The organism is Methylobacterium pseudosasicola (assembly GCF_900114535.1).
Lineage (GTDB): Bacteria > Pseudomonadota > Alphaproteobacteria > Rhizobiales > Beijerinckiaceae > Methylobacterium > Methylobacterium pseudosasicola.
Map to the genome: position 1 here is coordinate 28,714 of NZ_FOTK01000025.1, position 26,666 is coordinate 55,379.

At 69.7% G+C, this 26,666-nt stretch carries 25 protein-coding genes; 14 read left to right on the top strand and 11 right to left on the bottom strand.

The genetic code is table 11. The annotated features are described in order from the left end of the window. Nucleotides 1-134: 134 nt before the first annotated feature. The 5 genes from BM228_RS21595 (at nt 135) to BM228_RS21615 (ending at nt 9,087) form a co-directional block, all read left to right on the top strand. Nucleotides 135-2,081: a potassium transporter Kup gene (locus BM228_RS21595; protein WP_092043851.1), complete on the top strand. Its 1,947-nt coding sequence runs from the start codon at nt 135-137 to the stop codon at nt 2,079-2,081. A gap of 136 nt (nt 2,082-2,217) precedes the next feature. Next, nucleotides 2,218-3,618 (top strand): adenosylhomocysteinase, encoded by a 1,401-nt coding sequence (ahcY, locus tag BM228_RS21600; RefSeq protein ID WP_092043853.1) that lies wholly within the window; start codon nt 2,218-2,220, stop codon nt 3,616-3,618. 383 nt (nt 3,619-4,001) lie between these two features. Continuing rightward, complete coding sequence (locus tag BM228_RS21605; RefSeq protein ID WP_092043854.1) at nt 4,002-6,557, top strand: sensor histidine kinase; 2,556 nt, start codon at nt 4,002-4,004, stop codon at nt 6,555-6,557. A 51-nt stretch (nt 6,558-6,608) separates the two neighbouring features. Beyond that, nucleotides 6,609-7,841 carry an MFS transporter gene (locus BM228_RS21610; RefSeq protein ID WP_092043856.1) on the top strand — a complete coding sequence of 411 codons (1,233 nt, stop codon included), beginning with the start codon at nt 6,609-6,611 and terminating at the stop codon, nt 7,839-7,841. 190 nt (nt 7,842-8,031) lie between these two features. Next, nucleotides 8,032-9,087: a GSU2403 family nucleotidyltransferase fold protein gene (locus BM228_RS21615; RefSeq protein ID WP_092043857.1), complete on the top strand. Its 1,056-nt coding sequence runs from the start codon at nt 8,032-8,034 to the stop codon at nt 9,085-9,087. 24 nt (nt 9,088-9,111) lie between these two features. Here the strand turns inward: BM228_RS21615 and tolB are convergent, their stop codons facing one another. The 4 genes from tolB to tolQ form a co-directional block, all read right to left on the bottom strand. After that, complete coding sequence (gene tolB, locus BM228_RS21620; RefSeq protein WP_092043859.1) at nt 9,112-10,458, bottom strand: Tol-Pal system beta propeller repeat protein TolB; 1,347 nt, start codon at nt 10,456-10,458, stop codon at nt 9,112-9,114. Nucleotides 10,459-10,522: 64 nt separating this feature from the next. Beyond that, nucleotides 10,523-11,809: a cell envelope integrity protein TolA gene (gene tolA, locus BM228_RS21625; RefSeq protein WP_092043860.1), complete on the bottom strand. Its 1,287-nt coding sequence runs from the start codon at nt 11,807-11,809 to the stop codon at nt 10,523-10,525. 10 nt (nt 11,810-11,819) lie between these two features. Continuing rightward, nucleotides 11,820-12,266 carry an ExbD/TolR family protein gene (locus BM228_RS21630; protein ID WP_058192919.1) on the bottom strand — a complete coding sequence of 149 codons (447 nt, stop codon included), beginning with the start codon at nt 12,264-12,266 and terminating at the stop codon, nt 11,820-11,822. Nucleotides 12,267-12,291: 25 nt separating this feature from the next. Continuing rightward, on the bottom strand, nt 12,292-13,008 hold the full coding sequence (gene tolQ / locus BM228_RS21635; protein ID WP_092043862.1) for a protein TolQ: 717 nt from the start codon (nt 13,006-13,008) through the stop codon (nt 12,292-12,294). A gap of 319 nt (nt 13,009-13,327) precedes the next feature. Here tolQ and BM228_RS21640 point away from each other — a divergent pair, with 319 nt between their 5' ends. Further along, a complete protein-coding gene (locus tag BM228_RS21640; RefSeq protein ID WP_092043863.1) occupies nt 13,328-14,116 on the top strand; it encodes an HpcH/HpaI aldolase family protein in 789 nt (262 codons plus the stop codon). Here the strand turns inward: BM228_RS21640 and ybgC are convergent. From ybgC to ruvB, 3 genes are all read right to left on the bottom strand, one after another. After that, nucleotides 14,113-14,562 (bottom strand): tol-pal system-associated acyl-CoA thioesterase, encoded by a 450-nt coding sequence (gene ybgC / locus BM228_RS21645; RefSeq protein WP_092043865.1) that lies wholly within the window; start codon nt 14,560-14,562, stop codon nt 14,113-14,115. The two genes, BM228_RS21640 and ybgC, sit on opposite strands and share 4 nt — an antisense overlap. A 121-nt stretch (nt 14,563-14,683) precedes the next feature. After that, nucleotides 14,684-15,412 carry a DUF4142 domain-containing protein gene (locus BM228_RS21650; protein WP_092043866.1) on the bottom strand — a complete coding sequence of 243 codons (729 nt, stop codon included), beginning with the start codon at nt 15,410-15,412 and terminating at the stop codon, nt 14,684-14,686. Nucleotides 15,413-15,781: 369 nt separating this feature from the next. Then, nucleotides 15,782-16,831, bottom strand: a complete 1,050-nt coding sequence (gene ruvB, locus BM228_RS21655; RefSeq protein ID WP_092043868.1) for a Holliday junction branch migration DNA helicase RuvB — start codon at nt 16,829-16,831, stop codon at nt 15,782-15,784. 256 nt (nt 16,832-17,087) lie between these two features. Between ruvB and BM228_RS21660 the strand changes: the two genes are divergently transcribed. Then, the gene (locus tag BM228_RS21660) at nt 17,088-17,327 is read left to right on the top strand and encodes a hypothetical protein (protein WP_092043869.1); all 240 of its coding nucleotides are present in this window, start codon (nt 17,088-17,090) and stop codon (nt 17,325-17,327) included. A 124-nt stretch (nt 17,328-17,451) separates the two neighbouring features. Then, nucleotides 17,452-17,832 (top strand): hypothetical protein, encoded by a 381-nt coding sequence (locus BM228_RS21665; RefSeq protein WP_092043870.1) that lies wholly within the window; start codon nt 17,452-17,454, stop codon nt 17,830-17,832. On the opposite strand, the gene BM228_RS21670 is transcribed toward BM228_RS21665, so the two are convergent. After that, nucleotides 17,807-18,160, bottom strand: a complete 354-nt coding sequence (locus tag BM228_RS21670) for a hypothetical protein (RefSeq protein WP_092043872.1) — start codon at nt 18,158-18,160, stop codon at nt 17,807-17,809. The two genes, BM228_RS21665 and BM228_RS21670, sit on opposite strands and share 26 nt — an antisense overlap. A 77-nt stretch (nt 18,161-18,237) precedes the next feature. Between BM228_RS21670 and BM228_RS21675 the strand changes: the two genes are divergently transcribed. Together BM228_RS21675 and BM228_RS21680 are read left to right on the top strand one after the other, a co-directional pair. Beyond that, nucleotides 18,238-19,134 carry a GGDEF domain-containing protein gene (locus tag BM228_RS21675; RefSeq protein WP_092043873.1) on the top strand — a complete coding sequence of 299 codons (897 nt, stop codon included), beginning with the start codon at nt 18,238-18,240 and terminating at the stop codon, nt 19,132-19,134. 214 nt (nt 19,135-19,348) lie between these two features. Next, a complete protein-coding gene (locus BM228_RS21680; RefSeq protein ID WP_092043875.1) occupies nt 19,349-20,017 on the top strand; it encodes a LuxR C-terminal-related transcriptional regulator in 669 nt (222 codons plus the stop codon). 35 nt (nt 20,018-20,052) lie between these two features. Here the strand turns inward: BM228_RS21680 and BM228_RS21685 are convergent, their stop codons facing one another. After that, nucleotides 20,053-21,294: a DNA topoisomerase IB gene (locus BM228_RS21685; protein WP_092043876.1), complete on the bottom strand. Its 1,242-nt coding sequence runs from the start codon at nt 21,292-21,294 to the stop codon at nt 20,053-20,055. A 170-nt stretch (nt 21,295-21,464) separates the two neighbouring features. On the opposite strand from BM228_RS21685, the gene BM228_RS21690 reads away from it, so the two are divergent. From BM228_RS21690 to BM228_RS21705, 4 genes are all read left to right on the top strand, one after another. Further along, a complete protein-coding gene (locus BM228_RS21690; RefSeq protein ID WP_244537250.1) occupies nt 21,465-22,589 on the top strand; it encodes a glycosyltransferase family 4 protein in 1,125 nt (374 codons plus the stop codon). A 2-nt stretch (nt 22,590-22,591) separates the two neighbouring features. Further along, nucleotides 22,592-23,251, top strand: coding sequence for a class I SAM-dependent methyltransferase (locus BM228_RS21695; protein ID WP_092043879.1), 660 nt, complete (start codon nt 22,592-22,594; stop codon nt 23,249-23,251). Between the two features lie 207 nt (nt 23,252-23,458). Continuing rightward, entirely contained in the window at nt 23,459-24,031 is a 573-nt protein-coding gene (locus tag BM228_RS21700) for an NAD(P)H-dependent oxidoreductase (protein ID WP_425284978.1), read from the top strand. 147 nt (nt 24,032-24,178) lie between these two features. Further along, nucleotides 24,179-24,793: a cytochrome b gene (locus BM228_RS21705; RefSeq protein ID WP_092043952.1), complete on the top strand. Its 615-nt coding sequence runs from the start codon at nt 24,179-24,181 to the stop codon at nt 24,791-24,793. 1 nt (nt 24,794) lies between these two features. Here BM228_RS21705 and BM228_RS21710 read toward each other — a convergent pair whose 3' ends face one another. Together BM228_RS21710 and BM228_RS21715 are read right to left on the bottom strand one after the other, a co-directional pair. After that, the gene (locus BM228_RS21710; protein WP_092043881.1) at nt 24,795-25,700 is read right to left on the bottom strand and encodes an AprI/Inh family metalloprotease inhibitor; all 906 of its coding nucleotides are present in this window, start codon (nt 25,698-25,700) and stop codon (nt 24,795-24,797) included. Further along, nucleotides 25,697-26,662, bottom strand: a complete 966-nt coding sequence (locus tag BM228_RS21715; protein ID WP_092043882.1) for a 2-hydroxyacid dehydrogenase — start codon at nt 26,660-26,662, stop codon at nt 25,697-25,699. The genes BM228_RS21710 and BM228_RS21715 overlap by 4 nt, the downstream gene beginning before the upstream one ends. Nucleotides 26,663-26,666: the final 4 nt, after the last annotated feature.

Here is a 26,666-nt window from a genome sequence, read left to right on the forward strand (position 1 = left end):
GCTCGCAATGCCGTGCGGGCCGACGGCAAGCCCTTAGGTCGCAAGCGGATCCGGCCGCATCGGCTTCCACTTCGACGGCGCAAGCTCTACCTGTCCCGCTAGGGAAATACGTTGAATCCCGCGGGAGCCGTGCGTTGAGTCAGTCCCTTGCCCCCGCGGCGGCTCCCGATGCCCAGGCCGGTGCCGGCGACGATGCCGCGTCGCAGAAGGGCCGGCTCAAGCCGGCGCTGGTCTTCGGCGCGCTCGGCGTCGTCTACGGCGATATCGGCACCAGCCCGCTCTACGCCTTCAAGGAGGCCGTGAAGGCCGCCACCGCGGGCGGCGCCTCCGTGCTGGAAGCCGCCACCGGCGCGGTGTCGCTGATCCTCTGGTCGCTGATCCTGATCGTGTCGCTGAAATACGCGGTGCTGATCCTGCGGGCCGACAACAAGGGCGAGGGCGGCATCGTCGCCATGCTCGCGCTGCTCGGCGCCCGGCAGGCCCGGCACGGCACCTGGAAGGCGGCCCTGCTGGTGGTCGGCCTGATCGGCGCGGCCTTGCTCTACGGCGATGGCGCGATCACCCCGGCGATCTCGGTGCTCTCGGCGATCGAGGGGCTGAAGGTCGATGCCCCCGCACTCGGGCACTTCGTCGTGCCGATCACCATCGCGATCCTGGTCGCGCTGTTCGCGGTCCAGCACAAGGGCGTGGCGGCGATCGGCCGGGTGTTCGGCCCGGTGATGCTGGTCTGGTTCGTGGTGCTAGCCGGGCTCGGGATCGTCGGCATCCTCGACAAGCCGGAGATCCTGGCGGCGCTGAACCCGCTGCGCGCCGTCGAATTCATGCTGCATGCTGGCTGGCACGTGAGCTTCGCCATGCTCGGCGCGGCCTTCCTGGCGGTGACCGGCGGCGAGGCGATGTATGCCGATCTCGGGCATTTCGGCGCGATGCCGATCCGGGCGGCGTGGTTCGTCCTAGTCCTGCCGGCGCTGGTGCTCAATTATTTCGGGCAGGGCGCCCTGCTGCTGGCCTCGCCCGACGCGCTCGAGAACCCGTTCTTCCGCCTCTGCCCGGATTGGGGCCATTACCCTTTGATCGCGCTGGCCACCCTCGCAACCATCATCGCCTCGCAGGCGATTATTTCCGGCGTGTTCTCCCTGACCCAGCAATCGGTGCAGCTCGGCTTCCTGCCGGCCATGCGCATCGTCCAGACGGCCAAGGAGGAGCGCGGCCAGATCTACGTGCCGATGGTGAACTGGCTGCTCGCCGCCGCGACCCTGATCGCCGTGGTGATGTTCGGCTCCTCGGACGCGCTCGCCGGCGCCTACGGCATCGCGGTCTCGATGCTGATGGCCATCACCACCCTGCTCGCCGCGCTGATCGCGCTGCGCTGGGGCTACAACCCCATCCTTGTCTTCGCGGTCAACGGCGTGTTCCTCGCCATCGACGCCGTGTTCTTCGCGGCCAACAGCGTGAAGATTCTGGAGGGCGGCTGGTTTCCCCTGGTGCTCGCCGGCCTCGTCGCGCTGATGATGCTCACCTGGAAGAAGGGCAACGAGCTGGTCGAGGAGGCGCGTGTCGCCCTGCGCCTGCCGGAGGACGCCTTCCTGGCCGGGCTCCAGCACCGGGAGCTGCTGCGCCTGCCCGGCACCGCGGCCTTCCTATCGGCGGCCGAGCACGGGATCCCGCTGCATCTCTCACGCTTCGTCGAGCGCAACCGCGCTCTGATGGAGCGGATCCTGATCATCACCGCGCTCTACGAGGAGACCCCCACGGTCCCGGTGGAGCAGCGCGCCCACGTGACGATCCTGGCGCCGGACTTCTACCGGGTGATCCTGCGCTACGGCTTCATGGAGGAGGCCTCGATCCCGGAGGGGCTGGCCTGCGCGGTGGCTTCCCGCCACCTGCCGGCCCACGTCATTGAGGACATGACCGTGTTCGTCGGCCACGAGACCATCATCCCCCGGAGCGACAAGCGCGGGATGGCGCCGTGGCGGGAGAACCTGTTCGCCTTCATGCAGCGCAACGCCGAGCGCACCGGCGCCTTCTTCGGCGTGCCGACCCGGCAGGTGGTGGAGGTCGGTACCGAGATCGAGATTTAGGGTCCCGGCGCCCCGATTGCGGCCGCCCCTAGTCTGGAACGCATAAAGACATGTTTATGTCTTGATTGCTTCGTATGCCGCGAAGTGGTAGGGGCTGGCCCCGAACCGCAACGCGAACACACGGAGCCGCCGACTCATGGCCAAGGATTATATCGTCAAGGACATCGGGCTGGCCGATTACGGCCGCAAGGAGATCTCGATCGCCGAGACGGAGATGCCGGGCCTGATGGCGGTCCGCGAGGAGTACGGCGCGGCGCAGCCCCTGAAGGGCGCGAAGATCGCCGGCTCGCTGCACATGACGATCCAGACCGCCGTGCTGATCGAGACCCTCAAGGCGCTCGGCGCCGACATCCGCTGGGTCTCCTGCAACATCTACTCGACCCAGGACCATGCCGCCGCCGCCATCGCGGCCGCCGGCGTCCCGGTCTTCGCCGTGAAGGGCGAGACCCTGGAGGAGTACTGGGACTACACCTCGCGCCTGTTCGACTGGCATGACGGCGGCGTGCCGAACATGATCCTCGACGACGGCGGCGACGCCACTATGTTCGTCCATCTCGGCCTGCGCGCCGAGAACGGCGACACCGCCTTCCTCGACAAGCCCGAGAGCGAGGAGGAGGAGGTCTTCTTCGCGCTGCTCAAGAAGAAGCTCGCCGAGAAGCCGAAGGGCTGGTTCGCCGGCCTCGCCGACAGCATCAAGGGCGTCTCCGAGGAGACCACCACGGGCGTCCATCGCCTGTACGTGCTCGCCAAGGAGGGCAAGCTGCTCTTCCCGGCGATCAACGTGAACGACTCGGTCACCAAGTCGAAATTCGACAACCTCTACGGCTGCAAGGAGTCGCTGGTCGACGGCATCCGTCGCGGCACCGACGTGATGATGGCCGGCAAGGTCGCCATGGTCGCCGGCTTCGGCGATGTCGGCAAGGGCTCGGCCGCGTCGCTCCGCAACGCCGGCTGCCGCGTGCTCGTGTCGGAGATCGACCCGATCTGCGCGCTCCAGGCCGCCATGGAGGGCTACGAGGTCGTGACGATGGAGGACGCTGCCCCGCGCGCCGACATCTTCGTCACCGCCACGGGCAACAAGGACATCATCACCCTCGACCACATGCGGGCGATGAAGGACCGGGCGATCGTCTGCAACATCGGCCACTTCGACAACGAGATTCAGGTCGCCGGCCTGAAGAACCTCAAGTGGTCGAACATCAAGCCGCAGGTGGACGAGATCACCTTCGCGGACGGCCACCGCATCATCCTCCTGTCGGAGGGCCGCCTGGTGAACCTCGGCAACGCCACGGGCCACCCGTCCTTCGTGATGTCGGCCTCGTTCACCAACCAGACGCTCGCGCAGATCGAGCTCTGGACCAACCCGGGCAAGTACCAGAAGCAGGTCTACACCCTGCCCAAGACCCTCGACGAGAAGGTCGCGGCTCTGCACCTGGAGAAGATCGGCGTGAAGCTCTCGAAGCTGCGCCCGGACCAAGCCGCCTATATCGGCGTCTCCGAGTCCGGCCCGTTCAAGTCCGAGCATTACCGCTACTGAGCCGGGAACCGCCCCGGTTCGGCGCCCGCGCCGAACCGGGGGTTGAAGTCTCGATCCGCGCGATGGCAGCCGGCATGGTCCCGGCTCTATTGATGACCCAGACAAAAGAGCCCGGCGCGCTGCGTCGGGCTCTTTCGTTTGTCAAGCCGTTTTGACGCAACCGCACTGTGTCTTCTGTGTGTCGTTAACGGATGATTGTGAGCGGCAGGCGTATAGCCACGCTTCGTTCCCCTTCCGGGTCGATTCCGCCGCACGGTAAGGTGCGGGCGAATCTTTGATCGGTGGGTCCGCGACGGTTCGAGAGAATCAGTGGCGGGAACGGTGCGTTCTGCGCCGCGCGGTTGCACGCGCGTTCGGACCGCCAGGGTGGGGGCAGGGCTATCATGGGTGTCGGTCGTGCCGCGCACGTTCGAATCTGCGTGGGTACGCTCACATTGACCGCGGCGAGCGCCGCGCTCGCCGAACTGCCCGAGAGTGCCGCCGCCCATGCGCCGCGCGAGATGCACGGGGTCGCCGCCCTGGCGATCTTCGGCGGCCTGGTCGCTTTTGCAGTGATCCTGTCGCTGCTCCACCTCTACGAGCGCGGGCGCTGGACCCGCCGGGAGCGTGAGCTCGCCGGCGCCCTCGACGTGCTGCGCGGCGCCCATGACCGCGCCGAGATGCTGCTCAACGCCGAGCGCCAGATCATCGTCACCTGGGACCGGCGAAGCGAGCCGGTGGTCGAGGGCGATATCAGCCTAGCGATCTACGGCGAGCGGCCGACCTCGGGCTATGCCCGCCGGGTGCTGGCCTTCGGCACCTGGCTGGTCGCCTCGGATGCCGCCGCGGTCGAGGCCGCGGTCGAGACCCTGCGGTCGCGGGGCACAAGCTTCACGCTGAGCCTGCGCACCCAGACCGGGCGCAGCATTGACGCCCACGGGCAGGCGGTGGCCGGCCGGGCGCTCCTGCGCCTGCGCGAGACCAGCCAGGAGCGCTGCGAGATCGCCGACCTGCGCGCGACCCTGGACGAGACCCGCCGCGGCCTGTCGGCCCTGGCCGGCCTCCTCGACGCGATCCCCCAGCCGGTCTGGCGGCGGAACCGCGAGGGCGGCCTGAGCTGGGTCAACGCCGCCTACGTGGCGGCGGTCGAAGCGGAGACCCGCGAGGCGGCTCTGGATCGCGGCATCGAGCTGTTCGACCGTCCGGCCCGCGAGGCGATCGCCCGGGACGAGGCGGCGCGATCCGCCGGCCTGTCACGCAGCGTCCCGCGGCTCTCGGCCGTGGTCGCCGGCAGCCGGCGCATGCTCGACGTGTTCGAGACCACCCTGGATAGCGGCCGCGTCGGCATCGCCATCGACGTGTCCGAGCTGGAAAGCGTCCGCGCCGACCTCCAGCGCCAGATGAACGCCAATGTCCGCACCCTCGACCAATTGCCCACCGCGGTGGCGATGTTCGACGTGTCGCAGCGGCTGATCTTCCACAACGCCGCCTACCGCCAGCTCTGGGACCTGGATCAGGCCTTCCTCGACAGCCGCCCCGCCGACGGCGAGATCCTCGATCACCTCCGGGCTGAGCGGAAGCTCGAGGAGCATGCGGATTTCCGCGGCTGGAAGCAGGGGGTGCTCGCCGCCTACCGGGCGGCCGAGGCCAACCAGAGCTGGTGGTATCTGCCCGACGGACGGACGCTCCGCGTCGTCGCCGACCCGAACCCGCAGGGCGGCCTGACCTACCTGTTCGACGACGTCTCCGACAGCCTGAACGCCGAGACCCGCTACATCGCCCTGCGCCGCCTCCAGGCCGAGACCCTGGACACCCTGGCCGAGCCGGTGGCGGTGTTCGGCGCCGACGGGCGCATGACGCTCGCCAACCGGGCTTTCTGCACCGTCTGGCAACTCGATCCCGCAACCGTGGAGGAGCGGCCCCACGTCGATGCCGTCATCGAGGCCTGCCGACCCCTGGCGCCGGCCGAGGAGCCGTGGCTCGACATCCGCGACGCGGTGGTCGGCCTCGAATCGCGTACCGCCCGGTCCTGCCGCCTGGCGGTGGTGGACGGCACCGTCCTCGATTGCGCCGCGCAGCCGCTGCCCGAGGGCGCGACCCTGCTGACCCTGATCGACGTGACCGCCAGCGTGAACGTCGAGCGGGCGCTTACCGAGAAGAACGACGCCCTAGAGAAGGCCGCGCAGCTGCGCGACACCTTCGTGCACCACGTCTCCTATGAGCTGCGCTCGCCGCTCACCAACATCATCGGCTTCACCCAGCTCCTCGGCGACGAGACGGTGGGCGCCCTCAACGACCGGCAGCGCGAATATTCCGACCACATCATGCGCTCCTCGGCGGCGCTGCTCGTGATCATCAACGACATTCTCGACCTCGCCTCGATCGATGCCGGCTCCCTGGAGCTCCAGCGGGAGGAGGTCGACGTCCAGTCCACCATCGAGGCGGCCGTGCGCGGCATCGAGGACCGGCTGGCGGAATCGCACATCACCCTCGCCCTCGACGTGCCGGAAGATATCGGCAGCGTCCACGCGGACGGGAAGCGGGTCCGCCAGATCCTGTTCAACCTGCTGTCCAACGCCGTTGGCTTCTCGGATGCCGGGCAGCGGGTCGAGGTCCGGGCTCGCCGGGACGCGCACGAGCTGACCTTGAGCGTGCGCGACCACGGCCGCGGCATGCCGCCGGAGATCGCCGATTCGGTGTTCAACCGCTTCGAGAGTCACACCCTGGGCACCCGCCACCGCGGGGTTGGGCTGGGCCTGTCGATCGTGCGGTCCTTCGTCGAACTCCATGGCGGGCGGGTCCATCTGGAAACCGCACCCGGGGCTGGGACCCAGGTGACCTGTACCTTCCCACTTTTCCCGAGTGATGGGCCGGCTCGCCTCGACCGGCGCGAGGTGAGCCGGCCCTTCATGACCCCAGCCGCGACCGCGACCCGGAAGCCGGGTATCGCGCTTCACTGACGGCAGCATCGCCGGGCTTGATTAATCGCCCGGCCGGGCTCAGCAGGGCGCATGTCCCAAATAGATCGTTCCGGCTGGGCCGTCTTCGGTATCGGCGACTTCCGCCTGTTCGGCTCGGCCCGGTTCCTGACGGGCCTCGCCTACCAGATGCAGGCGGTGGCGATCGGGTGGTTCGTCTACGACCTGACCCATTCCGCCCTGGCGCTCGGCCTCGTCGGGCTCGCGGGCTTCCTGCCCGCGGTGCTCTGCGCCCTGATCACCGGCCACGTGGCCGACGCCTATGACCGCCGCCTCGTCGGCGCCGCAGCCTTCGGGCTCCAGAGTCTCGCGAGCTTCGGGCTGCTGACCTACGCGCTGGCCGGCTTCCAGGCGGTCTGGCCGATCTACGCCCTGGTGATCGTCGTCGGCACCGCCCGGGCCTTCGCCAACCCCGCCCTGCAGGCGCTGCTGCCGACCCTGGTGCCGGGCCCGCAATTCGGCTCAGCCATCGCCTGGAACGCCTCCCTCTGGCAGAGCGCCTCGGTGATGGGCCCGGCGCTGGGCGGCCTGCTCTACGCACTCGGGCCCTCGGTGGTGTTCGGCGGCGCGGCGGCGAGTTTCGCCCTGGCGAGCCTCCTGACTGGGTTGATCCGGTTCCGGCCCGCGGCGGTGACCGAGCGGCCGCCGATCACCTGGGCGGCGCTGTCGGCGGGCATCGGCTACATCCGCTCGCAGCCGGTGGTGCTGGGGGCGATCAGCCTCGACCTGTTCACGGTCCTCCTCGGGGGCGCCACGGCGCTCCTGCCGATCTATGCCGGCGAGGTGCTGCATGTCGGCCCGCTGGGTCTCGGGGCTTTGCGGAGCATGCCGGCCTTCGGGGCGGTCACCATGGCGGTCCTGCTGGCCTATCGCCCGCTCCGGCGCCATGCCGGTCTGCGGATGCTCCGGGCCTGCGCCGTGTTCGGCGCGGCCACGGTGGCGTTCGGCCTCTCGACCTCGCTGCCCCTGTCGATGGCCTGCCTGTTCGTCACCGGCGCCGCCGACATGATCTCGGTCTATGTCCGCCAAACCTTCGTGCAGGGCGAGACCCCGGATGCCATGCGTGGCCGGGTCTCGGCGGTGAACACGGTGTTCATCGGCGCCTCGAACGAACTTGGCGAGTTCGAATCCGGCGTGCTCGCCGCCGCGATCGGGGCGGTCCCGGCGGTGGTGGCGGGCGGTGCCGCGACCATCGCGGTCGCGCTGCTCTGGGGCCGGTTTTTTCCAGCCCTGCGGGCGCGGGATCGGTTGCTGGTGCAGGGATAGCGGCAGTCCACCCCGTCTCAGGCACGGCCCGGCATCCAACCGGATTTTTCAGGCCCGTGGGCGGCTCCGGCGAAGCCGCGTTCGATTATCCATTTCACGCCTCCGACCGATCGGAAAATGGATAATTTATTTCCCATCATGGACTTAGATGATACGTACCAAGCCCTGAACGTCTGCAGGGACGGGCACGATGCCTTACAGGGAACTCGATGACGAACAGGCCCGGCAACTCATCAACGCCGAGCAGGTCTTCGATGCCTATCGCGCGGCGCGATCGACATTGCAGAGCCGCTTCGCCGGTTCGATGGCCTGGAAAACCGTCGATGGGCGTAGCTACCTCTACCGTTTCAAGGATGGCGTCTGGAAATCCCTCGGTCCTCGTTCGGAGGAGACGGAGGCTATTCACCAACGCTTCGTCGATGGCCGTTCGCACGCGAAGATGCGCAGCACTTCGCTCGCACAACGGCTGAACAGGATCGCGGCCGTCAGCCGCGCGCAGCGGCTCGGCCGGATGCCGGTGATCGCCGCCCGGATCCTGCGGGCTCTGTCCGACGCCCGTCTCACGGAACCGGTGGTCGCCACGGTCGGGACCAATGCGCTGTTCGCCTATGAGCGGATGGCCGGCGTCCAGATCGACGAGGCGGTCCTCGAAACAGCCGATTTCGACCTGTTGTACGACGCGCGGGCCAGCCTGAAACTCATCGTCCCGGAAGTGGCGGCCTCGGGAGTCGTCGGGCTGCTCCGGAAGGTCGATCATTCCTTCGAGGTCATGGGCAAGCGCGGGTTTCGTGCGGCAAACCGCGACGGCTACATCGTCGATCTGATCACACCCGCTCCGAAAGACCCCATTCGGCCGAGCGAAGCGAGGCAGATCGGGCGCGACCCCGACGATCTCGTCGCCGTCGAGATTTTTGGTCTGGCCTGGCTCGTGAACAGTCCCAAGGTCCGGGTCACAGTGCTCGATCTGCGCGGCTACCCGGCCGAGATGACCGTGCCCGATCCGCGAGCCTTCGCGCTCCACAAAGCATGGCTTTCCGGAAGACCGGATCGCAATCCCGAGAAGCGTCGCCGCGATGGAGCGCAGGCTCGGCTCATTGCGGAACTCGTCGCCCGCTACCTCCCGCATCTCGCCTTCGACGATCCCACCCTCGGGGCTCTGCCGAAAGCGCTGCGGGATCAAGCCGCGACGCTCACATCTGCCGACACGGGCCGCGAAACGAACGACGCCCTGGAGCCCGACTGGTAGCCGGGCTCCAAAGCCCCCGAAGAATCAGCGCCCCGCCAGCAGCGGCGACCAGGTCGGGTCGGAGGCGTAGGACGGGGTCGGGACCGGCTGCTCCACCTTGCCGGTGATGTCGACCATGAACAGCTTGCCGCCGCCCTGGCCGCCCGGATCGCGGAAGAACAGCACATATTGGCCATTCGGCGCGAAGGTCGGACCCTCGTTGTGGTAGCCCTCGGTGAGGACGCGCTCGCCGGTGCCGTCGGGCTTCGACACGCAGATGGCGAAGCCGCCATTGCGCTGGCGGGTATAGGCGATCAGGTCGCCGCGCGGGGACCAGGCCGGCTGCGAGGCCGAGCCGGTGCCGAAGGTGATCCGGTGCGGGTTCGAGCCGTCCGCGCCCATCACGTAGACCTGCTGCGAGCCGCCGCGATCCGATTCGAACGCGATCTGCGAACCGTCCGGCGCGTAGGTCGGGGAGGTGTCGATCGCCATGCCGTTGGTCACCGAGTGCTGGGCCTTCGACGCGATGTCCATCGTGACGATGTCGGCGTTGCCGCCCTGCTGCACGCTCATCACCAGGCGGCGGCCGTCCGGCGAGAAGCGCGGGCTGGCGCTCATCGAATCGACGTTGCCCAGCGCCTGGCGGGCGCCGGTCTCGAGGTTGATCACCTGGACCCGCGGCTGGTGCCCGGTGGCCTGGGACATGAACGCGATGTCCTGCGTGGCCGGCGAGTAGCGCGGGGCGACGATCGAGGTCTCGCCGCTTGTGATGGCGCGGACATTGGCGCCGTCCTGGTCCATCACCATCAGGCGCTTGCGGCGGTTCTCCTTGGGGCCGCTCTCGTCCACGAAGGCGATGCGGCTGTCGAACCAGGGGCCGAGGCCGGTGATCTTGCTGTAGACCGCATCCGAGATCAGGTGGCCGGTGCGCCGGGCATTGGCGGTGTCGGTGCCGTATTGCTGGCCGGTCATCTGCTGGCCGGAGGTCACGTCCCAAAGGCGGAACTCGACCTTCAGCTTGCCCGAGGCGTCGCGCGAGACGCGGCCGGTGACCAGGCCCTGGACGCCCGTGGCGCGCCACTTCTCGAAATTCGGCGCGGCGTCGAAATTCGGCTGCTCCGGGAAGCGGGCATGGTCGAGGGGCGTGAAATACCCTGAGCGGCGCAGGTTGTTGGTCACCACGCCGGAGACGAGGCCGCCGAGGCTCGGGTCACCGCCGAAATCCGCGATGGCGATCGGCATCGGCTGGAAGTTGCCGCCGCCGATGCGCAGCTGCAGCTGCGCCTGGGCCGGCGCCGCGACGCTGAGGGCGACCGCGAGGAACGCCAGAAGCGCGATCAGGCGCGCGGCGAAGGGCGCCGGAAGGAGCCCGGCGGAGGGGAGGTTCTGCATGGGTCGGATCCGAAGTGGCGATCAGACGGGGAGGGGATGACGGCAGACGGCGCGGGTGGCGACCTCAGGTCGCCGTGAATTCGAACTCCGCGTTGATAGCCTTCCAGTCGTTGTAATACGGCGCGTAGGTGGCCGGTATGTTGTACGGCGCACAGCGGCGCACCGCCCGGAGCGCGGCTTGCGCGATCGACTGGTCCACCGAACTGGAACCGCCCCGCATGATCCGCGGCTCGGTGCTGAGGGAGCCGTTCGGGTTCAGGCGGATGTCGAGCACCGGCAGCACCACGCCCTGGGCGGCGCCGGGGGGCGCCGAGTAGCAGCGCTCGATCTGCTGCTGCAGCAGCCCGACCAGGGCGTCGCGCAGGGACGGCGACAGGCGCTGCGCGGTGCCGGTGGCGGCGCCCAGGGCCGCCACCTTCTGCACCGTGTGGCCGGTGGCGCCGGTGGATTGCGACGGCGCCTTCGAGGCCAGCATCGAGCGGATGTCGCCGGCGTTGAACTTGTCGGCGAGCTCGGCCTGCTTGCGCGCCTTGGCCTCGCCATCGGCCTTGGCCTTCGCGTCCGCCATCGCCTTGGCTTTCGCCTTGGCGGCGGCCTCGGCCTTGGCGGCGGCTTCCGCCTTTTCGTGCGCGGCCTTGGCCTCGGCCATCTCCTTCTGACGCTCGGCTTCCGCCTCGGCCTTGGCTTCCGCGGCCTTCCGGGCGGCTTCCCGCGCGGCCTCGGCCTTGGCGGCATCCGCTTTGGCCTTGGCTTCGGCCTTCGCGGCCGCAGCCGCCGCTTCAGCCTCCTGCCGCTCGATCAGCTTGTCGAGTTGCTCGCGCTTCTCGGCTTCGGCCTTCGCGGCCGCCTTCGCCTCGGCCTTGGCCGCCGCAGCCTTCTCGGCGGCAGCCGCCTTGTCGGCCGCGGCTTTCTCGGCAGCTTTCTCCGCGGCCTTGGCGGCAGCCTTCTCGGCCTCGCGCTTCTCCTCGGCGGCCTTGGCGGCTTTCGCCACTTCCTGTGGATCCGGCTCGGCGCGCAGAGGCATCTCCTCCGCGTTGGCGAGCTTCATCTCGGCCGTGCGCTTGGGCGCGGTCGGCGCGTCGGTCTTGGCGTTCTCGGGCTCGCGATCCTCGACCTTCTCGGCCTGACGATCGGCCCGCGGCTGGGCGTTCGGCATCGGCTTGTCGGCCTGGCGCTCGCCCTTGGTGATCTCGGAGAACTGGTTCTCGGTGATCACCTCGACGGGCACGCCCTCCTGCGCCTCGGGCAGGGCTGGGGCCGCCACGCTGAACAGCGCGAAGGCGAGCAGCGCGACGTGGGTGCCGGCGGAGATCCAGACACCCGGTTCCTTGCGGTCGAAGTGGAACTCCACGGTTCAGACCCTACTGATGCTCAGGCTCGGTCACGAGGGCGACCTTCTTGAAGCCGCCGCCGGTCACGATCGCCATCACCTGCGCGACGCGGCCGTAATCGACCCGCTTGTCGCCGCGCACGAACACGCGCTCCTCGGTGCCGGTCTTGGCGGTCTCGAGCAGCTTCGGGATAATCGTCTCGTCGGTCAGCTCGTCCTCGCCGAGGAAGACCTGGCCGGTCTGGCGGATCGAGATCGTCACCGGCTTCACATCGGAATTGAGCGGCGAGGCCTTCGACTGCGGCAGGTCGAGGGGCACCCCCACCGTCATCATCGGCGCCGCGACCATGAAGATGATCAGGAGCACCAGCACGACGTCGATGAACGGCGTCATGTTGATCTCGTTGATCGGGCCGCCGCGCCGGCCCCTGCGCCGCCGCCTTTTGCCGCCGTGGGATGCCCCCGCCGCCATGCTCATGGATGGATCTCCTGGATCGGCGCGGTCAGGCGGCGAGCGACAGGCGCTCGTCGATCTGGCGGGAGAGGATCGCGGAGAACTCGTCGGCGAAACCCTCCAGCCGCGATTGCGACTTCGAGACCTCGGCCTGGAGCTTGTTGTAGGCGAGCACCGCCGGGATCGCGGCGAACAGGCCGATCGCGGTGGCGAACAGGGCCTCGGCGATGCCGGGGGCGACGACGGCGAGCGAGGTGTTCTTGGAGGCCGCGATCGAGGTGAACGCGGTCATGATGCCCCAGACCGTGCCGAACAGGCCGATATACGGGCCGGCCGAGCCGATCGAGGCCAGGAACAGCAGGCGCGATTCGAGCCGTTCGACCTCGCGCTGGATGGTGACGTCGAGCTGCTTCTCGATGCGCTGGGACAGGGACTGGACCTGACGGCCCGAGCCCTCGAACGAGCGCTTCCACTCCCGCATGGCGGCGACGAACACCGCGGCGAGCCCGGTGGCCGGGCGGTCGTTGAACGAGCGGAACAGCTCCTCCAGGGAGCGGCCGGACCAGAACGCGTCCTCGAACGCGTCCATCTCGGCCTTGGTGCGCCGGAACAGCAAGGTCTTGTCGACGATGATCGACCAGCACCAGATCGACGCGCTGAGCAGCCCGACCATCACGATCTTCACGACGAAGTGGGCCTGCAGGAACAGCCCGAGCAGCGTCATGTCGGCGACAGGCGCGGCCTGCATCGCGTCGGCTGGGTTCATCCGTCGAGGTCTCCTGCTCCGGATCGCGATGCGCCGGGCGAGGCCCGCGTCCGCCGGATCCGTGAGCGATATCAATGCTATCGTCCGCGAATCTGTCGAAAGTAAGGGCCGTCTTCGCGCCGAAACACGGCGATATCGCACCGACTCCGTTAAGGGCGCGACAGGGTTAAGGATCGGTTTCGATCCGGGCGATCCCAAGGCATTCCGAAGTATCGGTCATGCGGCCTCCCCGGGGAGGCTGGACCTCGCGAAACCGACGCCCTTATTCTCGGGCCATCAGAGTGCCGCGCGCACCGCGAGTCTCAGTACAGGAAGCGCCATGACCCTGCCCGTCCCGAGCCTTCACGGCCTGCTGCCCGCCGAGCCCGCCCGATTCCTGGGCTGGTCCTGTATCGCCGACCCGGCCATCGCCGGCGCCCTGGCACGGTCGGGCTTCGACGCCGTGCTCCTCGACCAGCAGCACGGCGCCCACGATTACCATTCGTGCTGCGCGGCGATTACCGAGGTGGCGCTCGCCGGCAAGCCCAGCCTGGTCCGCATTCCGGTCGGCGACTTCGCCATGGCGTCGCGGATGCTCGATGCCGGCGCCTCAGGCATCGTCGCGCCGATGATCAACAGCGTGGCCGACGCGCAGGCGCTGGCCGCCGCCACCAAATACCCGCCGGTCGGTCAGCGGAGCTGGGGCCCGGACCGCGCCATGTGGATGTCGGGCCAGAGCGACGCGACCGAGTTCCTCGCGGGCGCCAACGCCCGGGCGCTGACCATCGCCATGTGCGAGACCTCGGAGGCGATCGACGCGCTGGAGCCGATCCTGGCCCTGCCGGGCATCGACGGCATCCTGGTCGGCCCCGCCGACCTGTCGATCGCGCTCTCCAAGGGCACGGCCATCGACCCGTCCGGCGCGGCGGTCTCCGCCGCCCTCGGCGAGATCGTGCGCAAGACTAGGGCTGCCGGCAAGCTGCCCTGCGCCTTCTCGCCGTCGCCCCTGCGGGCCCGGGAGATGGTCGGCATGGGCTTTCAGCTGGTCTCGGTGGAGTACGACGCGATGACCATCGTCAACGCCTTCGCCAAGCTCCTGCGCGACGCCGACCCGTCGCGGGTCGCTTAAGCTCCGCTAGGCGCCAGCAGTCGCCGCAGGGCCTCCGGGAGGCGGATGGCGCGGCCGTCGCGCACGCAGGCGACCGTGACCTCCGCGGCGACGAGCAGTTCGTCGCCCCGGCGGACCTCCTGGGCGAGTTGCATCGAGGCGCCCCGCAGCTGCTGCGTGCGGGTGACGATGGTGAGCTGATCGTCCATGCGGGCGGGGCGGATGAAATCGAGGGTCATGCGCCTGACCACGAAGACGAGGCCGCGCGCCTCCCGGTGCAGATCGGACTGGTCGCCGGCCAGGCCCCGCAGCAACTCGGTCCGGCCGCGCTCCAGGAAGCGCAGATAGCTCGCGTGGTAGACGAAGCCCGAGAAGTCGGTGTCCTCGTAATAGACCCGCACGGCCAGCCGATGGGGGTCGGCCACATCGCCCGTCGGCGTAGCGTCGGAAGAGTTCGGTCCGCTCATCGGCGTCGATTAGTTCATGGTGCAGAGGCGGGGAAACCCACTCGTTGCGGCTCGGCCTTGGGCCCGACACGACAAGGGCCGCCCTGGGGCGGCCCTCGCATGATCAGGTCTGGGCTGAAGATCAGCCGCCGATGCGGGCGGCCAGGCTCGCCGAGTGGGCGTGCTCGTCGGCGATGTAGGGCAGCGCCTCGGTGGCAAAGCGACGGCCCTGGGCGCTGTCGCCCTGCTTGGCGTAGGCGTCGTAGAGCGCCAGGGTCTGGGCGTCGGACCGGGCCTGCTGGTCGATATAGGCCCGGTCGAAGGACCGGCCGTTCGGGGCCGACTGGAGCTGCGCCAGACGGGCCTGACCACGCTCGCCGAGGGCGACGCGACGGCCCGGCTCGGTCGGGCTGTTGTCGACGATGCCAACCGCGCCCAGCGCGCCGCCGACGATGTTGGTGCCGAGATTGGCCGCGATGGTCACCGGCGCCAGCACGAAGCCAACCGGGTTGCTCAGATCGGTCTGGATGCCCTGGTTGTCCGAGACCACCGTGCCGTTGCGCGAGAGCGAGGTGTTCGCCGGCAGCAGCGCGTCGGTGGTGGCCTTACGCTCGACCAGGACGCGGTTGGCGTAGTTGCGGACCCGCGGGTTGCGCGAACGCTGCAGCGCGATGCGGCTCGCCTCGATGCTGGTGGCATCCGAACGCAGCGCCTCGGCGCGGAACGCGGGGGTCTCGGTGGCGGCGGCGCCGACGCCCTGCTGCTGGTTGGCGAAGGGCAGGATGCGGATCGGCAGCGCGTCCTGGGCGAAAGCCGGCGTGGTGAGCGCAGCAGCGGAAAGGCCGAGGACGGCGAGCGTGATTCTGGTCATGCGGAAAGATAATCCTTGGTGTTCTTAGTCAGGTACCGAAGATCTGCCGAGTTCCAAAGATCAAGCCTTTGGTTCCGGCGATCTCGCCAGCGCCGGGTAAACTTGGCTCTGTCGCAACCACAACTGCCACGTCTGCGCGCTGTTCCAGGTTCGGGATCGCGTTTGCGTGAAGAGATCAATCCCCACAAACCACGTGAAGCTCGGCTATACTATCGAGACGTTTACTGAAAAACGCAGTTTCGACAGTCGGTTGCAGGCTCTTCAACGCATGCGCGATCCGGCGCCAGATAGGCCTGCGACGCCTCTCAGCCATGACCGAGGCAGAAGCCTGCCCTGTCGCAACCGCATGATGGTCCGCGGTTCGCGGGTTCAGGCGCTCTCGCCGTCGTCGAACAGGCCGTCCTGCTCCCGCCGTGGCTCGGCGAAGCCCATGTGCCGGAAGGCGTGCTTGGTGAGCACCCGGCCGCGCGGGGTGCGCTGCACGAAGCCGCGCTGGATCAGATACGGCTCGATGATGTCCTCGATGGCGTCGCGCGGCTCGGAGAGCGCCGCCCCGATCGTCTCGATTCCCACCGGGCCGCCGCCGAACGAGGTGGCGATCAGGGTCAGGTACTTGCGGTCCATCACGTCGAGGCCGACCGAATCCACGTCGAGCAGCTTCAGCGCCCGGTCGGCGATGGCCCGCGTCACCGTCTCGGCCTCGGCCACCACGGCGAAGTCGCGCACCCGGCGCAGCAGCCGGCCGGCGATGCGCGGCGTGCCGCGCGCCCGGCGGGCGATCTCGTTGGCGCCCTCCGGCGACATGCCGAGCCCGAGCACCCGGGCGCCGCGGGCCACGATCTTCTCCAGCTCGTCGATCTCGTAGAATTCGAGCCGGATCGGGATGCCGAACCGGTCGCGCAGCGGCGTCGTCAGCAGCCCCGCCCGGGTCGTCGCCCCGACCAGGGTGAATTTCGGCAGTTCGATCTTGACCGAGCGCGCCGCCGGCCCCTCGCCGATGATCAGGTCGAGCTGGTAATCCTCCATGGCCGGGTAGAGGATTTCCTCCACCGCCGGGTTGAGGCGGTGGATCTCGTCGATGAAGAGCACGTCGCGCTCTTCGAGATTGGTCAGCTGCGCGGCGAGGTCGCCGGCCTTGGCGATGACCGGGCCGGAGGTCGAGCGGAAGTTCACCCCGAGTTCCCGCGCCACGATCTGGGCCAGCGTGGTCTTGCCCAGGCCCGGCGGCCCCACGAACAGCACGTGGTCGAGGGCTTGGCCGGTCATCTTGGCCGCCTCGATGAAGATCTGCATGTTGGCGCGCGCCGCCTTCTGCCCGATGAACTCGGCCAGGCTCAGCGGCCGGATCGTCTGGTCCACGTCCTCGGCGCGCTTCTCCGGCGTGAGGAGGACGTTGGTCGGGGGCTTCGGCTTGCTCATGGACCTTCGCTCGTGGACCGGCCCGCCCGGACCGCTGGTTGAGGGTCCACGGGAGACATCGCGTCCGGGCCGCTTCTCCTAATACGCGGCGCCTGCGAAGTCTAAGCGCGTCGCCCGCCCCGTGCCGCAGCACACCGTCACGCCCGCCGGCCGGGGGGTGGCGTGCCGAGAACCGCCGCAATCGATGAAACCGAATTGCTGCGCCGCGCATTCCACTGGCGAGACCGCAAACTCGGCCGCAGGGCACGCTTCCACCATGACCATCCGATCGACCGCAGCCGGCGCGGCCAGCGCCCTTTTGCTCATCGCCAGCCTGGCAGCCGCCCAGGCCGCCCCTGGCGCGACCGAGACCAAGGTGGCCGAGGCCGCCCCGCAGCAGGTCCACCCGGTGGCCGCCGTCGAGCGCGACGACGATGCGAGCTGCAGCCGCGCGCGGCGGCGCCTGTGGATCGAGGGCGAGGGCTGGGTGGTCCGCCGAATCACGACCTGCCGCTGAAGCTGTGGGGGAGGGCGCCCATACGCAGTCCGCGCGGCTAGCGACCCGGAACGGCCGGTGATCGTGTCGGTTGCCCAGGATCGTTCCTGACGCGTTCCTCCCGTCAAGTCTCGGAGCCGGCCGCATGATCTCCCGGACATTGCTCACGCTCTCTGCCCTCTTCCTGGCCGCGCCGGCCTCTGCGCAGGGCGTCTATCCCTACGGCCCGGTGACGACGGGCGGGGCCGATTTCGCCGGCCCGTTCGTGCGCGGCACCTATATCGGCGCGCCTCTGACCCGGGTGCCGCGGCCGACCGAGATCGTGCCGTCGGCCTGGAGCTACGGCACCTACGGGATCCCGACCGTCACCGGCATTGCCGCGTCGCCGGCCCAGCAGCCGAGCATCACGGTCATCAACGCCACCGGTCCGGCGCCCCGGCCCACGCGCGAGCGCCGGACCGAACGGGTCGTGGACAGCTACGCCGCGGGCCCGCAAATCATCACGGTCCAGGTTCCCCGCCGCTGAGCGACGCGAACCAGTCGGCATAGGGTGTGTTCCGGACGAGGTGCCGGTTCAGGTCCGGCGCGCCGTCGTCCCACCAGACCGGGCCGCGCTCGCCAAGCCCCGTCTTCGCCGCATCGACCTCGGCCCGGGCGGCCTTCATCGCCGCGGCGGCCTCCGGCTCGTCCGCCCGCTCCGCGGCCTTGGCCGCCTTCACCGCCCGGCGCCCATCCATCAGCCGCTGCACCAGGGCCGCGCGGCGCTCCGGCGTGAGACCGGGATCGGCCCGGCGCCACAGGCGCCCACGGACGACGATGTAGCGCAAGTCGGGCGTGGTGATGACCTCGCTCATGCTGGAATTCGGCTCCGCCGTTGGGTCGAAGTTAAGTCTTGTGGTGCAGTTAGTGGCTGTCGGGTCCGGGTCATGCCATGCAGATCGTTATCGTCGATTCGAGCCGCGTCGTGCTGCAGATCATCGCCTCGCTGATCGAGCCGCGCGGCCACGACGTGCACGCCTTCACGGATTCCGCGCAGGCCCTGCAATTCCTCTCGGCGACCCCCTCGGTCCGGGTCCTGATCACCAGCGTCGAGGTCCGGCCGCTCTGCGGGCTCGAACTCTGCTGGGCCGCCCGCCTCCTCGCGGAGGAACGCCGGCCGCTGCATGTCATCACCATGTCGTCCGCCCGCAACGTCCGCAGCCTCGCCGAGGCCCTCGACAGCGGCGCCGACGACTTCATCGAGAAACCGCCGAGCGCCGAGGAGCTGAACGCTCGGCTGCGCGCGGCCGAGCGCCTGATCACCATGCAGGAGGCGCTGATCCGGCTGGCCGAGACCGATCCGCTCACCGGCGCCTACAACCGGCGCGCCTTCTTCGACCGGGCCCGCCTGGCCGCCGAGCAGGGTGGCCGCCCGGGCCGGATCTCGGCGATCCTGGCCGATATCGACCATTTCAAACGGATCAACGACGAGCACGGCCACGATGTCGGCGACCGCGCCATCCAGGCCGTGGCCGAGCTGATCGCCGGCGACGGCATCGGCGGCCGCCTGGGCGGGGAGGAATTCGGCCTCGTCCTGCCGGGCTGCGATCTCACCGAGGCGATCGCCCGGGCCGAGCGCCTGCGCGAGAGCGTCCAGGCGCTGCGCATCCGCGGCAACAAACATGCGATCGGCCTGACCTGCAGCTTCGGCGTCAGCACCTGGATCGAGGGCGACGACGTCCACGCCCTGATCAAGCGGGCCGACATCGCGCTCTATGCCGCCAAGGGCGGCGGCCGCAACCGCGTCGTGCCGTACCAGAGCGATGCCGGCTTGGCTGTCGCAAGCTGAGATGGCCAAGCCGCCCCAGCTTGGCACGATGCGGCACAGTATGGTTACGGGCTTCGCCCCAGACTGGCACACCACTTCGCGGTGCGACGACAGAAATCGACTGAATCCGCGAAAATAAAGCTTAATATTCGCCCCAAACCCATGGAACGGATCTTGGAACTACGCATCCGATCCCGGCCCCTTTGTATCGCCGGGAGACGAAAGGTGCGAGGTCATGAGTACGGCCGTTGGCGTCCTGATCCTGGATGAACCGCAGGACCTGAGCGCGACTGTTCGCGCCACTCTGGAGCATATGCCGGAGTTTCACACGATCGGCCTGGAAGACCTGGACCAGGCGGATGCCGGGCCCGCGGTGGCGCTGATCTTCCTCGACGAGATCCGGCTGGCGGATGGGATCGCACGCCTGGTCGGCCTGAAGGAGCGGCAGCCGAACCTGCGCACGCTCGTGGCCTTCGGGGCGCTCACCGCCGACGATCTGCGGGCGCTGCTGGCGGCGGGGGCCGATGCCTTCGTGGCACGCTCGAAATCGCCGCGGGAACTGGGCGCGGCCCTGTTGGCGCTGGCCGAGGGCTCGGACTGCCTCGTGCCGCCGGAACAGCAGGCCGTAAACCCGGCGGAGCAGGGCGACAGCCTCGGGCTCACCCCGCGCGAGGCGGAGGTGCTGCGCTTCCTCAGCTCGGGCTTCAGCAACAAGGAGGTGGCCCGCCGCCTCGCGCTCAGCGTTCGGACGGTAGAGACCCACCGACTCAACCTGCGCCGCAAGACCCAGACCGGGCGGCTGAAGGATCTGGTCTCGCTGGCGCGCCAGCTCGGGCTGGCCCCGGTGGTCGACAGCGAGCAGAACCGGCGCGGCGGCGGCTCCGGCAACCAGTCCCGGCACTGACCGGGAGATCGGGCAGCCCCGGCGGGGCTGCCCCCCTACGCCACGCCGACCTGCGCGCCCGTGCGGGCCCGCGATAGCCCGGACGCATTTTTCCCGGAGGCCGCCGATTTGGCCCGGGATGCCGCCCCCTTCTCCACCGTGCTCCGTTTGCGGGCCGGAGACGCAGCGGGCTTGACCTTCTTGCCGGCCAGGGCGTCGCCCTCCGAGGCGGCCAGCCGCGCCTGGAGCAGCCCGAGCACCGCCGCCTCCTCGGAGCGGAGCTTGCCGAGATCCCCGCTCAGCTCAGTCTCCACCGCATCCTTCACCTGCAGCAGGAGATCGCCCTCCAGGTAGCAGTCGAGGATCTGGGGGTGGATGTAGCATTTGCGGCAGATGGTCGGCGTGTTGCCGAGCCTGCCGGCGACGCTCTCGATCGCCGCGCGGACATTGCGCTTGGCGCCCGCCTCGCTGTCGAAGCTCTCGAATTCCCGCAGGGCCAGGGCCGCCAGGACCGTCCCAGCCCAGGTCCGGAAATCCTTGGCGGTAAAATCCTCGCCGGTGATCTCGCGCAGATACGCGTTCACGTCGGACGAGGTCACGTCGCGCTGGACGCCATCAGCATCAATGTATTGGAACAGCTCCTGCCCAGGCAGGTCCTGGCAGGCCTTCACGATCCGGGCGACGCGCCGGTCCTTCAGCGACACGTCCCAGGTCTTGCCGCTCTTGCCCTTGAACCGGAACGACAATTCCGCGCCCGCGATCCGGACATGGGGATCGCGCAAGGTCGTCAGGCCGTAGCTCTTGTTGGTGCGGGCATAATCGTCGTTGCCGACCCGGATCAGCGTGGTCTCGAGCAGATGGACCACGGTGGCCAGCACCTTCTCCCGGCACAGGCCAGGACGCTTCATGTCGGCATCGACGCGCTGGCGGATGCCCGGCAGGGCGTCCGCAAAGGCCATGATGCGCGAGAACTTGTTGGCTTCTCGCGCCTGCCGGAAATCGGGATGGTAGCGGTACTGCTTGCGGCCCTTGGCGTCCCGGCCGGTAGCCTGGATGTGGCCGCTGCTGCGCGCGCAGATCCAGACATCGGTATAGGCCGGCGGTATCGCCAGGGAACGGATGCGGGCGAGGATCCGCTTGTCCCGCACCGGCGCCCCCTTCGCGTCGAGATAGCGAAAACCCGCGCCGCTGCGCTTGCGCGTGAGGCCCGGCCGGCTGTCGTCGACATAGACGAGGCCCGCCTCCTCGGCCGCCGCGCGCAGGCTTCCGCCGTTCTGGTCCGTCTCGACTTCCGCCATCGCCGCCCCTCCCGGATACGCCGCCGGGGTACCGCCCGGCGAGAAGGCGCTGATCAACCGGCGGCGCCCGATTGCCGTTCCGGATCTGCGCATCCGCCGCAGGCGAACGCGGAGCGTGCTAGAGGGACGCCATGGATTCCGAACCCGCCCGCGAAACCCCTCCGACGCCTATGCGAAGCTTGGTCTTCGTCGTCACTGAGGATTGGTTCTTCGCCTCGCATTTCCTGCCGATGGCCCGGGCCGCGATCGGCATGGGCCTCTCGGTCGCTGTCGTCACCCGGGTGCGGGCGCACCGCGCCGTCATCGAGGCGACGGGCGCGCGCGTCGTGCCGCTGGAGGCGGAGCGGGCGAGCCTCAACCCGATGGCGGCGGGCTATGCCGCTGGGCAGCTCGCCGGGATCCTGAAGGCGCTGAACGCCGACATCGTCCATTGTATCGCGCTGCGCAGCATCCTGGTCGGCGGGACCGCCGCCGCGATGGCCGGCATCCCGGCGCGGGTCTACGCGCTGACCGGCCTCGGCCTCGTCGGCGCCCGCAGCGACCGGATCGGGCGCGCGGCCCGCCTCGGCCTCCGGGGTCTGATCCGCGGGCCGCTGGCCTCGGCGCGCACCCGCTTCCTGTTCGAGAACCCGGACGACGCCCTGGCGCTCGGCCTTGATCCGTCCGAGCGATCCGTCACGGTGATCGGCGGGGCGGGGGTCGATTGCGAGACGTTCCAGCCGCAACCGCTGCCGCCGACGCCGCCGCTCAAGGTCGCCGTGGTGGCGCGCATGCTCTGGTCGAAGGGCATCGACGTGGCCGTCGAGGCGACCCGTCTGGCCCGGGCCCGGGGCGCGGCCGTGGAACTTGCTTTGTTCGGGGCGCCCGACCCGTCGAACCGCCGCTCGATCGACGCCGCGACCTTGCGGGACTGGAGCCGGGACGGCGTCGCTTGGCACGGACCCACCGAGGACGTGGCCGCCGTCTGGGCCGGCCAGCACGTCGCCTGCCTGCCGTCCAGGGGCGGGGAGGGGCTTCCGCGCAGCCTGCTCGAAGCCGGCGCCTGCGGCCGGGCGCTCATTACCACCGATGTCCCGGGCTGCCGCAGCCTCGTGCGCGACGGGATCGAGGGTCTGCTCGTGCCCCCCGGAGACGCCCCGGCCCTGGCCGACGCGCTGGTCCGCCTGAGCGGCGATTCCGCCCTGGTGGCGAGCCTCGGCGCCGCCGCCCGGACCCGGATCGAGTCCGGCGGCTTCACCGAGGCCGCCGTCACCGATCAGGTCTGCGCCGTCTGGCGCGACCTGCTGGACGCCTGATCATGCGCGCCCCAGACGATCCGCTCGGCTTCATCGCGGCCCATACCCGGCTGCTGCCGGTTCCCTACGCCCCGGAGATCCAGCTCCACGTCGCCGACGAAGCGACCGCGCTCTGGCAGAAGACCGAGGACGAATTGCAGGAGATCGGGCTGCCGCCGCCGTTCTGGGCCTTCGCCTGGGCCGGCGGGCAGGCGCTCGCCCGCTACATCCTCGACCATCCCGAGATCGCGCGCGGGCGCCGGGCCGTGGATTTTGCCTCGGGCTCCGGCCTCGTGGCGATCGCCGCCGCCCGGGCGGGCGCGCAGCACGTCGTCGCCAGCGACCTCGACCCGTTCGCAGTGGCGGCGATCGGCCTTAACGCCTCGGCCAACGGCGTCGCCGGCCTGATCCAACCCGTCGCGACCAACCTCCTTGCCACCGTGCCGGAGGTCGATCTCGTCTTCGCCGCCGACGTCTTCTACGAGCGCGACCTCGCCGAGGCGGTCACAGGTTGGCTCACCGACTTGCAGGCCCGCGGCCGCACGGTACTGATCGGCGATCCCGGGCGCACCTACCTGCCGCGCGCACGGCTCGAATGCCTGGCGAGCTACGCGGTGCCGGTCTCGCGCGCGCTGGAGGATGCCGAGATCAAGCAGAGCCACGTCTGGCGGTTGCACGGCTGAGACGATGGCCCGGGCCTGACGGGTCCAATCGCTCCGGGCGGTGCAGCGAGGCTTCATCCGCGGCCGGAATGCGTTACGTTGCGGCCGGACCACGATGTGCGGGGGCACATCGACGCGAGTCGCCCTCGGCGCTCGGCAGGCTCGAAATCTTTTGCGCGTCCCGCCGGGCGCAGGCAGCGGCGGAGTCATTCCAGTGAGCGTCAAGTCGTGAGCGTCAACCCGAGCCTGCCCCGTGTCGTCGCCTTCTCCGGGAGCGCCAAGCGCCCCTCGCGGACCCGCGATCTCGTGGAGGCGGTCGGCGCCGAGCTGGGGCGCCTGCGCCGGATCGACCTCAAGATCTACGACCTGATCGATGCCGGGCCGGGGATCGGCGTGGCGCTGCGCGAGGATCTACCCCTGTCGGCGGCGCACCTGATCGAGGCGATCGAGGGAGCGGATGCCCTGATCGTCGGGACGCCGGTCTACCAGGGCGGCTATGCCGGGCTGTTCAAGCACGTGTTCGACTTCGTCGATCCGGCGCGGATGGCGGGCATGCCGGTCGCCCTCACCGCCACGGGCGGCGGCCTGCGCCACGCTCTGGTGGTGGAGCACGGCTTGCGGCCCCTATTCGGTTTCTTCGCCGCCCATGTGGCGCCGACCTCGGTCTATGCCGGCCCCGAGGACATGGCCGACGGCCGCATCACCGACGCCACCGTGGCCGCCCGGCTCGCCACCGCGGCGGTGGAACTAGCCGCCCTGCTCGACGTGGCCCGGGCGATCGACGCCGGCGCCGCGGCCTGACGCGGTTGCAACCGGCGCTTGCAGGACGTTCGATGTGTCCGAGAACGATAAAGTGGGATTGTTCTAAAACTTGATCTCATGTGGGATTGGTCCGGCACCGTCGGTCTGCTTAGATCCACGGAGAACGACGCCCATCCGCGAGGGATCATGGCAGGCTCAACCGTCACGGCCAGCAAGAAGGCGGGGACGCCGCTGCCCGCCACCTACGTCACGGCCTCGGGCCTGCCGCGCTACCATCCGGTCTCGCAGGCGCTGCACTGGGTGACGGCCGCCCTGGCGCTGGCGGTGCTACCGCTGGCCTGGGTAGCGGTGAGCCTGCCGCCGGCGCCCCTTAAGGGCAACATCTTCGTGCTGCACAAGTCGGTCGGGCTGACGATCCTGGCGATCGTGGTCCTGCGGATCGTCTGGCGGATGATCCGGCCGGCGCCGCCCGATCCCCAGGCGCCGCGGCTGCTGACCCTGATCGGCCGGGTCAACCACGGGCTGCTCTACGCGATCTTCCTGATCATGCCGGTCAGCGGCTACCTGCTGAGCGCGCTGTCCGGGCGGGACACGCCGTATTTCTGGCTGTTCACCATCCCGGGCCTGACCAAGGACGAGGGCCCGCAGAAGATCGCCGAGTCGATCCACCTCGTCGGCCAGTGGTTCGTCTACGCCCTGGTGCTGCTGCACATCGCCGGCACAATCTGGCACCTCGTGATCCGCCGGGACGGCCTGCTGGAACGGATGCTCCCGGTCCAGGACGGCCGCGGCTCCCGGTAGCTCAGTCGAGCCGGCGCAGCACAAAGGTGGTGCCGACCTCGGGCTCGCGCCGCCAGCGCCCGTCATCGGTGGGTACGAGATCGATGGTGTGGCCGCGCTTGGCGGTGAGCGTCATCCGGCCGTTGGCGTAGCGCCAGCGGACCGGATCGAACACCTCCAGCCCGCCGTCATGGCAGCCCGGGACGACGTGGACGCCGCCGCCGGTGCCGTCGAGGGTGATCCGGCAGGTGTCGCGCGCCTGGAACCGGTCGAGGGCGTAGACCCCCGGGGCGGGACCGGGCGCCGCCGTGGCGGTCGTGGTCGCGGTCGGGCTGCGCTGCAACTCGGCGGGCACCGCCGGCGCCGTCTGGAACGCGGACGGCGCGGGTGCGGCCTCGATCCCGGCGAGGTCGGGCGCTGCGGACGCGGCCGGACGCATCGCCGCGATGTCGAGGGGCACCAGGCTGTAGGTTTCGCCGCCCTCGGTCTTGGCGACGAGGCTGCGCTGGTCCGGCCGCCGGACGAATTCGAGGATCGGGCGGACGTTCCGGTCGACCAGGCGCACGCCCCGGTCGCTGAACAGCCAGCCGGCGATGCCGCTCACCACCGGCAGGGCGCGCCGGCATCCGGCCGGGAAGCTGATCCGCTGCCCGGCCTCGCCGGCCTCGCTCCGCAGAGTCATCACGCAGCGCCGGTTGGTCCCGTCGCGCGACAGGTCCCAGGTCCCGGGCACCTCGGTGAGCCGTTCGGGCAGGCTCGGCGGGGCAGGGGGGGCCACGGGCGTCTCCACCGGCGGCGCGGCGAGCGTCCCCGGATCGAGGAGGCTCGGCTCGGGCGCCGTCGGGGGAGCGGCAAAGTCCTGCTGCGCCGCCGCCGGCCGCGGGGCCAGGGCCAGGGCGGCGAGCAGCGCGGCCAATGCGGGTTTCACGCGGGCGGGCTCCAGGGTGTCTCGGAAACGGGGGTCAGCGGGCCGCGCCCCTCGAACCACGACAGGACGTTGTCGACGACGAGCTGCGCCATCGCCGTGCGGGTATGCTCGGAGGCAGAGCCGACATGCGGCAGCAGCACGGTGTTGTCGAGGGCGGCAAGCTCCGCCGGCACGTGCGGCTCGTTCTCGAACACATCGAGCCCGGCCCCCAGGATCGTGCCCGCCTGAAGCGCCGCGATCAACGCGGCCTCGTCGACAAGGCTGCCGCGGGCGACGTTGATCAGGATGCCCTCCGGGCCCAACGCCTCAAGGATGGACGCATCCACCAGGCCGCGGGTGTCGTCGCCCCCGGGTGCCACCACGATCAGGATGTGGACCGCCCGCGCCATACCGAGCAGGCTGTCGTAGTAGGTGTAGGACACGTCAGCCTTCCGGCTGCGGCCGTGATAGTCGATCGCGACGCCGAAGCTCTCCAGGCGATGGGCGATCGCCCGCCCGATCCGGCCGAGCCCCAGGATCCCGACGCGCCGCCCGCGCAGAGAAGCGGTCAACGGGAACGGCGCCTTCGGCCAATGGCCTTCCCGCAGGTAGCGATCGGCCTGCGGCAGCCGCCTTACAGTCGCCAGAACCAGGCCGACAGCGAGGTCTGCAACCTCGTCGGTGAGCACGTCCGGGGTGTTGGTAACCACGATCCCGCGCCGATGGGCCTCGACGGCGTCGACGGCATCGTAGCCCACGCCGAAATTCGCGATGAGTTCGAGCTTCGGCACCTTGTCCATCAGGGCGGCGTCGACCTGGCCGCCGACGCAGAGGCCGCGGATCCGCGGGCCGACCTCGGCGAGCAGCGCCTTTGGGTCCGCGGCGCCCGCGAGCCGGTGCACCGTGAAGCGCCCCTCGAAGGCGGCCTCGACCAGCGGGTGCATTGTCTTCAGGAACAGGATCTCGGGCGGCGCTTCGGACATCCCA

Bases quoted from the DNA above. Each gene is read 5' to 3' on its own strand.
- ahcY (WP_092043853.1), top strand. From the start codon at position 2,218: ATGGCCAAGGATTATATCGTCAAGGACATCGGGCTGGCCGATTACGGC.
- BM228_RS21605 (WP_092043854.1), top strand. From the start codon at position 4,002: ATGGGTGTCGGTCGTGCCGCGCACGTTCGAATCTGCGTGGGTACGCTC.
- BM228_RS21610 (WP_092043856.1), top strand. From the start codon at position 6,609: ATGTCCCAAATAGATCGTTCCGGCTGGGCCGTCTTCGGTATCGGCGAC.
- BM228_RS21615 (WP_092043857.1), top strand. From the start codon at position 8,032: ATGCCTTACAGGGAACTCGATGACGAACAGGCCCGGCAACTCATCAAC.
- tolB (WP_092043859.1), bottom strand. From the start codon at position 10,458: ATGCAGAACCTCCCCTCCGCCGGGCTCCTTCCGGCGCCCTTCGCCGCG.
- BM228_RS21630 (WP_058192919.1), bottom strand. From the start codon at position 12,266: ATGAGCATGGCGGCGGGGGCATCCCACGGCGGCAAAAGGCGGCGGCGC.
- tolQ (WP_092043862.1), bottom strand. From the start codon at position 13,008: ATGAACCCAGCCGACGCGATGCAGGCCGCGCCTGTCGCCGACATGACG.
- BM228_RS21640 (WP_092043863.1), top strand. From the start codon at position 13,328: ATGACCCTGCCCGTCCCGAGCCTTCACGGCCTGCTGCCCGCCGAGCCC.
- ybgC (WP_092043865.1), bottom strand. From the start codon at position 14,562: ATGAGCGGACCGAACTCTTCCGACGCTACGCCGACGGGCGATGTGGCC.
- BM228_RS21650 (WP_092043866.1), bottom strand. From the start codon at position 15,412: ATGACCAGAATCACGCTCGCCGTCCTCGGCCTTTCCGCTGCTGCGCTC.
- ruvB (WP_092043868.1), bottom strand. From the start codon at position 16,831: ATGAGCAAGCCGAAGCCCCCGACCAACGTCCTCCTCACGCCGGAGAAG.
- BM228_RS21660 (WP_092043869.1), top strand. From the start codon at position 17,088: ATGACCATCCGATCGACCGCAGCCGGCGCGGCCAGCGCCCTTTTGCTC.
- BM228_RS21665 (WP_092043870.1), top strand. From the start codon at position 17,452: ATGATCTCCCGGACATTGCTCACGCTCTCTGCCCTCTTCCTGGCCGCG.
- BM228_RS21670 (WP_092043872.1), bottom strand. From the start codon at position 18,160: ATGAGCGAGGTCATCACCACGCCCGACTTGCGCTACATCGTCGTCCGT.
- BM228_RS21675 (WP_092043873.1), top strand. From the start codon at position 18,238: ATGCAGATCGTTATCGTCGATTCGAGCCGCGTCGTGCTGCAGATCATC.
- BM228_RS21680 (WP_092043875.1), top strand. From the start codon at position 19,349: ATGAGTACGGCCGTTGGCGTCCTGATCCTGGATGAACCGCAGGACCTG.
- BM228_RS21685 (WP_092043876.1), bottom strand. From the start codon at position 21,294: ATGGCGGAAGTCGAGACGGACCAGAACGGCGGAAGCCTGCGCGCGGCG.
- BM228_RS21690 (WP_244537250.1), top strand. From the start codon at position 21,465: ATGCGAAGCTTGGTCTTCGTCGTCACTGAGGATTGGTTCTTCGCCTCG.
- BM228_RS21695 (WP_092043879.1), top strand. From the start codon at position 22,592: ATGCGCGCCCCAGACGATCCGCTCGGCTTCATCGCGGCCCATACCCGG.
- BM228_RS21705 (WP_092043952.1), top strand. From the start codon at position 24,179: ATGGCAGGCTCAACCGTCACGGCCAGCAAGAAGGCGGGGACGCCGCTG.
- BM228_RS21715 (WP_092043882.1), bottom strand. From the start codon at position 26,662: ATGTCCGAAGCGCCGCCCGAGATCCTGTTCCTGAAGACAATGCACCCG.